The 7,812-nt window shown below is 35.6% G+C and carries 7 protein-coding genes and 2 pseudogenes; 2 read left to right on the forward strand and 7 right to left on the reverse strand.

Annotation, left to right across the window (positions count from 1 at the left end; translation table 11 throughout):
• Window positions 1-188 (reverse strand): annotated as a pseudogene (locus BUB87_RS14590) (RNA-guided endonuclease TnpB family protein); the annotation flags it as partial.
• A gap of 83 nt (window positions 189-271) precedes the next feature.
• On the opposite strand from BUB87_RS14590, the pseudogene tnpA reads away from it, so the two are divergent.
• Window positions 272-674: pseudogene (gene tnpA, locus BUB87_RS12145) on the forward strand (IS200/IS605 family transposase).
• 54 nt (window positions 675-728) lie between these two features.
• On the forward strand, window positions 729-1,337 hold the full coding sequence (locus BUB87_RS12150; RefSeq protein WP_073345863.1) for a TPM domain-containing protein: 609 nt from the start codon (window positions 729-731) through the stop codon (window positions 1,335-1,337).
• 4 nt (window positions 1,338-1,341) lie between these two features.
• Here the strand turns inward: BUB87_RS12150 and BUB87_RS12155 are convergent, their stop codons facing one another.
• The 6 genes from BUB87_RS12155 to BUB87_RS12180 form a co-directional block, all read right to left on the reverse strand.
• On the reverse strand, window positions 1,342-3,105 hold the full coding sequence (locus BUB87_RS12155) for an ABC transporter ATP-binding protein (protein ID WP_073345865.1): 1,764 nt from the start codon (window positions 3,103-3,105) through the stop codon (window positions 1,342-1,344).
• A gap of 85 nt (window positions 3,106-3,190) precedes the next feature.
• Window positions 3,191-4,972: an ABC transporter ATP-binding protein gene (locus BUB87_RS12160; RefSeq protein WP_073345868.1), complete on the reverse strand. Its 1,782-nt coding sequence runs from the start codon at window positions 4,970-4,972 to the stop codon at window positions 3,191-3,193.
• An 83-nt stretch (window positions 4,973-5,055) separates the two neighbouring features.
• The gene (locus BUB87_RS12165; protein WP_073345870.1) at window positions 5,056-5,625 is read right to left on the reverse strand and encodes a winged helix-turn-helix domain-containing protein; all 570 of its coding nucleotides are present in this window, start codon (window positions 5,623-5,625) and stop codon (window positions 5,056-5,058) included.
• A 164-nt stretch (window positions 5,626-5,789) separates the two neighbouring features.
• Complete coding sequence (locus tag BUB87_RS12170; protein ID WP_234946043.1) at window positions 5,790-6,503, reverse strand: tetratricopeptide repeat protein; 714 nt, start codon at window positions 6,501-6,503, stop codon at window positions 5,790-5,792.
• A 181-nt stretch (window positions 6,504-6,684) separates the two neighbouring features.
• Window positions 6,685-6,978, reverse strand: a complete 294-nt coding sequence (locus BUB87_RS12175; RefSeq protein WP_073345875.1) for a glycosyltransferase family protein — start codon at window positions 6,976-6,978, stop codon at window positions 6,685-6,687.
• A gap of 27 nt (window positions 6,979-7,005) precedes the next feature.
• Complete coding sequence (locus BUB87_RS12180; protein ID WP_159432413.1) at window positions 7,006-7,677, reverse strand: ABC transporter permease; 672 nt, start codon at window positions 7,675-7,677, stop codon at window positions 7,006-7,008.
• Between the last annotated feature and the right edge of the window lie 135 nt (window positions 7,678-7,812).

Raw genomic sequence — 7,812 nt, forward strand, 5'->3', positions numbered from 1 at the left:
GTATTGTGTATCAGCTTTTCTGTGTAGTTTAACTGCTCTTTTGCCGTTGATAGTGTTGATATGAAATCCCATTCGTTATTGACCACGTTGATTATGTAAGACAATGCTTTATTGTATATGAATATGGTATCACCAAAGGATTTGTCCGTTATTTTGATTTTGAATTTCACGGTTTTGATGCATTTCATGCCAACACCAGCTTTACAAATTTTTCTTCTGTTGTTAAAATTATAGCATACAAATAATTAGTTGTAAAGGAGTATATGAAATTATGAATGTAGAATACAATACAAATAGACACGCTTGTTATAATTTGAAATATCATTTAGTTATTGTAACAAAATATAGACATAAATGTCTAACAAATGAGATGTTAAAAAGGTTAGAAAATATACTTTCTAAATGGAGCTGTACGCTTATTGAGTTTAACGGTGAAGCCGATCATATACATATTTTATTTGAAGCGCCACCACAAGTACAGCTTTCCAAACTGATAAATAATCTTAAAACAGTAACGTCAAGGTTGATAAGGAAAGAGTATGCTGAATATTTATCAAAATTTTATTGGAAACCATATTTGTGGAATAGAAAGTTATCTTATTTTGTCATCAGGAGGTGCTCCTATTGAAGTTATAAAGAAATACATACAAAAGCAGAATACTCCATCAGATTAGCAGTGATGATGCCTTATTCCACCTAAACATTGTTATAGGTGGAGACTGCGGCTATTGCTTTTTTATTCAAAACTCTACCAGCTTACTAAAGCTCAAATTGTAGTAATCACGATAGACACTTTAAAAGGCCAGCCTTTAGAAGATTTTTCATTGAAAATCCTGCGCCAATGGGGCATTGGAGATAAACAAAAAAATAATGGGGTGTTAATTCTTCTAGTAGTAAAAGACCGAAAGTCGCGAATTGAAGTAGGTTATGGCTTAGAAGGAGCTTTACCCGATGGTAAAACCGGACGGATTCAAGATGAATATATGATTCCGTATTATAAAGAAGGAAATTTTTCCAAAGGTATTTTAGAAGGTTATAAAGCTATTTTATTGGAAGTTTACAATGAATACGGAATCAAACCTGGTGATATAAAAAATATAAGTCCTCAAACTCCTGCTTCAAATACGGAAACTTCTAAAAACAATTCATTTCTAACTGTTTTGATTATTCTACTCATCCTAATTGATGTGATATTTTTTAAGGGAAGGATCTTGAACTTTATACTATATGTTATCTTTTCTGATAGAAGAGGCCCTAGAGGAGGTGGCGGCGGTTTTGGAGGTGACTCCGGTGGAGGCGGTTCCGGTGGAGGTGGCGGAAGCTCAAGAAGCTGGTAATTTATTACATCACAGCTATCTGCTCATCTTTTTCAAACTGTTTATGGTACAGCTTTGCATAAAGGCCATTCCTCTCCAGAAGCTCTTCATGTCTGCCTTCCTCCACTATGCAACCTTTCTCCATTACCACTATCTTATCAGCACTGCGCACCGTTGACAGGCGATGGGCCACCACCAGCACAGTCCTGCCTTTGAAGTGCTTATTTATCGCTTCCCATAACGCTGCCTCCGTTAATGCATCCAGCTCCGATGTCGGTTCATCCATCACCAGTATATTCGGATCCTTCAGTATGGCTCGGGCTATGGATAGTCTCTGCCTCTCCCCTCCTGACAGCTTTATCCCCCGTTCTCCTATCACTGTATCGTATCCATCAGGCAATGACATTATAAAATTATGTATCTGCGCTTTCTTACACGCTTCCTCAATCTCTTGCTCTGTGGCATCGGGCCTGGCATATAACAGGTTCTCTCTTATGCTTGCATCAAAGAGGTATGTCTCCTGGGGTACCCACCCTATACTCTTTCTCAGCGATTTTAATGTGAGCTCAGCTATATCTATGCCGTCTATTGTTATCCTGCCTCTATCAGGAGCATACAGCCTCATGAGAAGGCGCGTCAAAGTAGTCTTGCCTGACCCTGTTGGCCCTACCAGCGCCACCATGTGTCCCGCCTCAACTACCAGATTTATATCTTTGAGCACATCTTTCTGCCCATCATAGGAAAAATACACCCCTTCGTACCGTACATAGCCTTGGACGCTGTCTGGCAATTCCCTCTGCCCGTCTCTCTCAGGCTCATGGTCCAGGTATTCAAATATCCGCTTAATACTGGCAGATGCCTGGGAAAACTGAGAAAATATGCCCATCAAAGTAGCCGCCGGGTTCAATAATAAGCTGAGGTAATTAGAAAAAGCAAACATGGTCCCTATGGTAGGTTTACCCTGGGTTATATACCAATAACCCGATATAACAAAGAATACTATTTCATATGGGTAAATCACAAACCAGCCCATCATGTTCATGGCATTCATAGCAATACTCTGTTTAACCGATATATCAGCCAGTTCGCGAGCTTTGTTGTGGAATTTTCTGCTGAATATGTGCTCCACCAGAAAGTTCTTTATAATTTCTATGCCAGATACAGCCTGTTGTAACAGTGAGGTGGTCTCAGACATTTTTTGTTGGGTTTTTACACTTACATTTCCTACCTTGGGCCCCAACGCCTTGAGTACTATTAAAAAAAGAGGTACTACTGGCAACAATATACACGCCAATCGCCAGTCTACTATAAACAGCCATGCCACCACTCCTACTATTGTTACAACTGACGTTATCAGGTCAATGAGACTGGACGAAATTATATTCTGCAAATTGGCCACATCATTCATGCAGCGCGATATTATATCGCCGGTTTTAACGTTGATCAGAAAACTCTGGGGTAACTTTACGACGTGGTTTATCAGTTTAAACCTTATATCAGCTACCACATTCTGTCCCACTTTAGAGAAGAAATACTGTCTGGCAAAACCGGCCACTGTACCGGTTATAGATATGGCAGCAAAGGATAAACACAGCGAAAAGAGCAATTTAACATTTTTGGCTATAAGCACATCGTCCATCAGATACTTGATAAGCCACATGCTTAAAACAGTTGCTATTGTGCTTATTACAGTAAATATAAATGCAAACAATTCCAAATGCCAATATGGTTTGAGAAATGGTATAATACGGTTCCATATGATTTCACTATTCCCTTTCTTTTTCCCCATATAAACTCCCCCTCGTATTAATACTCTACAATCTCCTTTTTCAATGGTATTGTACTTCATATTTTTGCATGTTTCAACATATATTTCATATACTTTCTCTTTTTTTCTTATCTGCTATATTATAATACAGCCTCGCGTATAATTTGTTTTTCCTCAGTAACTCTTCATGAGTGCCAAAATCAGCTATTTTGCCGTCTTCTAAAACCATAATTCTGTCTACATTCCTGAGTGTCGTTATCCTGTGTGAAATGATTAGCGTAGTTTTACCTTTTGTCACAACATCCAATTTTTCCTGGATTTCCCGTTCGTTTTCTGCATCAATAGCTGACATAGCTTCATCAAGTAAAATAATAGCAGGGTTTTTAATTACCATTCGAGCAATGATAATACGCTGTTTTTCGCCACCTGACAGTTTTATACCGCGATCACCTATAAAAGTATTATAGCCATCAGGTAAATTTATAATTTTTTCGTGTATACCTGCTATATGAGCGGCTTCTACTATCGCCTTCATTCTCGTTTCTTCGTCTTCGAATTTGTCTTCGTTTCCGTATAAAATATTATTTGCTACAGTGTCATTAAATAGAATAGGTTCTTGACTAACTACCGCTATGTTCTTTCTTAAATAAGACAACGGTAAATCTTTTACTTCATATCCGTCTATAAATATTTTTCCTGTGTAATTTCGGTAGAAACCTGCTAACAGATGAACTATAGTACTCTTACCTACTCCGCTTTGCCCCACAATCCCTATTCTTTCACCTGGGTTTATTGAAAAAGATAAACCCTTAAGTATTGGCTTTTCATTATTGTTATAAGCAAAACAAACATCTTGAAAATTAATTTGCCCTTTAAAACCACTTCGCTCTATGTTTATCCTTTGAATATCCATTATTTCGGTTTCAGAATTTAATACCTCCAGGACTCTTTTAACAGAACCTACCATTTGCTGTATATTTAAATACTGCAATGCGATTTGATTAATGGGGCCTCCTGTCATCAATACCCAGGAATTTAATGCTATAATATCACCTATATTCATCTTACCTTTAATCGAAAACCAAGATCCTACCACGTATATACCAGCTGTCATCGCCCCTGATATAAACATTGAAAGGGCTATAGACGTATTATTGTAAGAAAACTCCTTAGTTTCTACTTTAAATAACTCCTTTAAAATATTAATAAAATTGTTTACCTCTTTGGTCTCTGTGCCGCTTAATTTCACAATATCATTTCCCGAAACGGTCTCCTGGGCTTTGCTATTTAGCTGACCATATAATTTCGATTCTTTATAGCTTAACTGAGCAAGTTTTTTTCGGAATAGGAAAAAGCTTATCGCAAAAAGAGGCGAAAAAATAATAGCTACAATAGCAAATTTCCAGTTAACCACGCTAATTACAATTATAATGATAATGAGAGCAGGAATATGACTACCAAAAATTTGTATTGTATTTTGTAACAAATCTTTATAACGATCAGCATCATTAAATAATCGAGAAAGCAGATCACCTACTTGTCTTTCAGTAAGCTGCTGCCTTGTCATATGCATAATTGTATTAAACAAATCACCTTTTATATTTTTAGATATATATTGTGAAAGTTTTAATTGTGTATAATTTTTAGATATTTGTACAATTACCATAGCTATTAGCGTAGCAAAAACAAGCAGTGCCAGGCGAAATAACAGGTTGATATCTTTTCTAGGAATTGCTTGATTGATCAACATTCTGTTGATTTGAGGAATATACAAGGCCAATAGAGTGTACAAATTCTCAAATATAATAAACATAAATACGTAATGCCACTTGCCTTTAACATATTTAGCCCCTTCCTTCAAAAGGCTATATACCTCTCTCAGATTCATTAGCTAATACCTCCAGATTATGATATAAATCCATTTACTTTGACTGCACCTAGAATAAAGAAAGGATTGCTTCAAGGGTGAAATTATTTCTTTTCACCGTATATATCGCCAGCTATTGTTGCCAGTAAAAATAAAATTCTTGCACCTTTTGACGTAAGAGAATAATTATTTTCATTTCTTTCTATAATATCAGACTTCTCCAATATACTTAAATGATGGTAGAGTTGCCCACCAACCAGGCCTGTCAATTTACTGAGTTCATTACCTTGAAGGCTTTGATTAAATAAGACCTTCATGATTTTTATACGTCGAGGATTTGTAAAAGGTTCCAGTTCATCGGTAATTTCATTTTCAGGTATTTCGTTAAGCGATTTAAATTTACCGGATATTTCCCAGCCTTCCGTTCTTCCATTCATTTTATAACGACCTGTACAGATAGTTACCGCTATATTGCTGCTCATTACTTCTTTCAAATTTTTGTGAAGTTCTTCCAAACAATTTTGAATAATATTGTCATGACCTTCGAAGAAATCCAAAGGTTTATCTACCTTGTTATCTTGACTTACGGTACTTTTTAAAGCCAATTCTTTGATTTCATCGAGTTCGTTTTGAAGTTTTTCAATTCTTTTTAACAAATTATCAGTATCACTCATTTTAATTTACCCCCTTCATTTTTTATTTATTATACACTGTAAACAGTACACTGTAAATAGTAATTTAAATTTCTCTTTTAACATATATTGAGTGCCAAATGAGCATAATAATAGGCTGTTAGATATTCTCCAACAGCCTTAACTGAGTTATTTTTATAATAATATTATTTTAATATTATTTGATGTTCTTTGTCTTTCCAATATCTTGCTTCATTAATATCTCCAATATTTACATATGCACGAAATAATAAATCAAACACATTAGTGTAATTAGATACAAACGTATCTTGAAATGTATATGGATTATAATCTGCTCCTTTCTTATAAATATCACTACAAAATAGTGTCGGCAAGAGATTTAATGCCTTTTTTAACCAATTTATAGATTTATATGGTTCTACATCGACTACCAAAGCTGCGCAATTGAGGTTTAAATGAACACTATCAGGGTGCATCTCCAAATATGGTAATATTCTATTTAATGCCGAATGATTATCTTTTTCACGGGCATCAAGATCAGCTAACAATAACTGTGCTTCTGCAGTAAATGATTTCTGTTTTGCCACATCTAATAGCATATCTTTTGCTAGCCACGGCAAATTAAGTCTGTAATAAATTAATGCTTTAAGAAAACGCGGTAAATCTTTATCTTGATCATCACTCGTATTTAACGCATTTTCAATATACTTTAAAGTATCTTTAATATTTCCAATGCTCATATTTTCAACTGCCAGCATAGAAAATAAAAAGCAATTTTGTTCGTCTTCTTTGATGGTACGCTCCATTGCATAAATTCTATCCAATCTTTTTTTAAACTCATTTTTATTGTACAGTGGACCGAAATGCTCTATAAATTGTGGGCTCCTGCCGATTTTCATCCCATTTTTTAACACGCTATGTGTAACCGTTGGATGATATATGGCATCATTATACCTTATTTTATCATTTATCCTTATAACTTTTGGAGAAAATGTGGTAACCCATCGTCCATATCCTATGTAATTAATAACTGAAAGCCTGATAGCTCCCACATTTTCAGGAGTATCAATTAGTTCTTGTTTAATCTTTTGAACTCTCCGGTGATATTTCCTCATCGGTATCTAATGTCAATATCCAATCACATGAACAATTTTCTAAATATATATTTCTACGCACATATTCGGGTCCATCGAAAAAAAATATTTTGCATCCATATTCTTCACTTACTCGCATAAACTCATATAGTATACCTTTATTAGGTCTATCCAGTACTATTATCTTTTCATCAAATAAATTGCCTATTGATTTTAATTTATTAGAAACAACAGAAATTTCATCCTTTGCTATTAAACCTAAAGCTAATTTCAAAGCCATAATTCCACTCCCCCAAATCCTTCAGTATCACCCTCCCGCGCTCTGATACTTTTTAAGCCCTATGTTCCAAAAGGTATGTGCTATGGTAAAAGCTATAACTGCAACCAAAGGGGTTATCAAAGCGAGGTTTTTATAGGCTTCTTTATCCAAGAGATATGAAGCAGGATAAAAGCTTGTAAATGCAAAGGGCACAACCCATGTTATCAATATCTGTATGGCTTTATGGTATATCGTCAAAGGGTATTTCGCAAACTCGTTTAAGTGATGTACCATCACCATGGTACTCATCACGTCTATAAACCAGAAAGCTATGGTAGCCATAAAGAGGTTTATGGAAAAATATATAATTGCACCGCTCAATGCCGCTACTATTAGGTATATCACTTTCAACACAGTGAAGGGCATGTGAAGATGTATTAATGAATAAACAACCATTCCTGTACCGAATATGACAAACCCAAGGCCATGGGGCTCAATTCCATCTGCTACTATGGTGTATAATGGATTTAACGGCCTTATAAGCACGCGATCCAGATTGCCTTGATTGATGTAATACGACGGCAAATTCCATACCGTATTTAGGAAGAACTCTGCAAGCCCTGAAGGTATGGCTGCAAGTCCGTATACAAGACCGATCTGATAAAACTCCCAGCCCTCTATCTTGGGTATATGGCTGAATATAACCCATATGAATATCAATCCCAGGCTCTGCTGCAGTATGTTGGCTACAATCCGTGAAGAGACTGTAAAAAATTTTGTGTAAAATGATTAAAAACCTCTTTCTTGGTAAGAATTCAAAAATAAAACAAACCGAGAAGGAGGTTTTTAAAAATG

The sequence above is a fragment of the Caldanaerobius fijiensis DSM 17918 genome (genome assembly GCF_900129075.1).
In the GTDB taxonomy this organism is placed as follows: Bacteria; Bacillota; Thermoanaerobacteria; order Thermoanaerobacterales; family Caldanaerobiaceae; genus Caldanaerobius; species Caldanaerobius fijiensis.

Excerpts from the sequence above, each read along its gene's own strand:
- BUB87_RS12155 (WP_073345865.1), bottom strand. The coding sequence starts at position 3,105 with ATGGGGAAAAAGAAAGGGAATAGTGAAATCATATGGAACCGTATTATA.
- BUB87_RS12160 (WP_073345868.1), bottom strand. The coding sequence starts at position 4,972 with ATGAATCTGAGAGAGGTATATAGCCTTTTGAAGGAAGGGGCTAAATAT.
- BUB87_RS12165 (WP_073345870.1), bottom strand. The coding sequence starts at position 5,625 with ATGAGTGATACTGATAATTTGTTAAAAAGAATTGAAAAACTTCAAAAC.
- BUB87_RS12170 (WP_234946043.1), bottom strand. The coding sequence starts at position 6,503 with ATGAAAATCGGCAGGAGCCCACAATTTATAGAGCATTTCGGTCCACTG.
- BUB87_RS12175 (WP_073345875.1), bottom strand. The coding sequence starts at position 6,978 with ATGGCTTTGAAATTAGCTTTAGGTTTAATAGCAAAGGATGAAATTTCT.